The sequence below is a fragment of the Rhizobium sullae genome (genome assembly GCF_900169785.1).
In the GTDB taxonomy this organism is placed as follows: Bacteria; Pseudomonadota; Alphaproteobacteria; order Rhizobiales; family Rhizobiaceae; genus Rhizobium; species Rhizobium sullae.
Map to the genome: position 1 here is coordinate 1 of NZ_FWER01000156.1, position 1,522 is coordinate 1,522.

The following is a 1,522-nucleotide window of genomic DNA, read 5'->3' on the forward strand; positions in this document are numbered from 1 at the left end:
TCGCTGACGGTTTCATTGTCGCGCACCAGCGATTCCAACGCCTGATGAAACTTGGGATCTCCGGCAATGATTGTGAGCCGCGACACAAAAAGCCGACGATGGGCGTTCAACCGCGCTTCCGTTTCGTCTGCCATATCGCTCATTTTATCGATCCCGCATCTAGCAGCGGAACGCTTTGTTCCGCGATAAGCGCAAGCTTCACCCACTCTCCCGCCTCGCACGCGAATAAGCCTCTTCCGCAGCCTTCCTGACGGCGAGCTCATCGTCTGCGTGCCCAGCCAAGGGCGGACTGCGCTCAACACTGTCGGGAGTGGCTAGGCGCCAACTCCATTGATGCTTTGCTGAGGGGTTGCCGGTGGTTTTGGCAATCGAACCGACATAATCTCCGCCAGCAGAAAGACGGCGGATATCTTCCACCCCTCCGGCACGATCCATACGAACACGGGAGCGTTCTCGTCATCAAGGCTCGTTACACGCACTCTGGCATAAATCTGCTTACTGCTGCTTTTGTGGAACCGCGTCCGGCGGGATTACCGGTGTGTCGCCGACCGGCGGCGCCGGCTTGACCAAATCGCTATCGCCGGTCAAAGGCGGCTTTAACACGCCGTTGCAATCAGACAATTTTCCCGCATCCGACCTGTTCGCTGTTCGCGAATTACCGTCGGTTGGCGCGGGGTCCTGGTTCTGCTGCTGATCCGGCGCTTGACACCGATCCGACTGATCAGGGGACGTTTGGGCAAAAGCCGGTCCACACAGAAGCCCAGCGGCACAAGCTATTGCGCCGATGCGTTTCGCACAATCGGCGACATTTGCTTGAATGGAGAGCATGTACCCTCCCTCAGTTGCTTCTCATGAAAACACGTTGGAGCGGGGAATGTTCCGAATGCTTCGGGTACCTGTCGGGCGTGATAGAAGCCCGGAATCGGTCCGAGCACGCCGTGTCAGACAGCGCGGCAGTAGCTAGACTTCTTCCTTGGCGCCGTCAGGCAAAGAAGCGGTCCTCGGATGAGACCGTATTTTCAACGAGGAGCTGACCAATAGAGCCTTTCTGGTCACGCTGGCCGACGACCTCGTCACTTGGCCGTGTAGCGGCTCATTGACGGGGATGATATCGATGCCGCTGACTTGGACACAGGTAAAATCAGCCCTTGGCCCCAAGCGGTTCACGGTTTGCGCACGGCTCCTTGCGAAATACCCGGCGTGGCAGGATTTCTGCGATGGCCACCGCCCGCTTGAACAGGCGATCAAAGCATCTCTGAGAACCAAGGCAGGGAGCGTGAATTCTCGGGGACGTGCGGCGAACGAACATGAGCTTGTATTCTTGCGTTATGAGACCATGGAAAAGGAACCGAACGACACCGTTCCCTCAAAACCGCGTGTCGGCGCCACGGCCGACCTGCCTCACGATCGCATCACCGTGCAGCGTTTTCGCGAGTCTTTCCCACGAGCGCGCTGGAGCGACAGTCTGAAGGCTTGGTTCGTGCCCGGCCGCACCGCCGAAAGGCGCATCGGTCGTTGGCTG

General features: G+C 58.6%; 1 pseudogene. It reads left to right on the forward strand.

The features are described 5' to 3' along the window. Positions 1-1,336: 1,336 nt before the first annotated feature. Positions 1,337-1,522, forward strand: a pseudogene (locus tag BN1800_RS42105) (hypothetical protein); the annotation flags it as partial.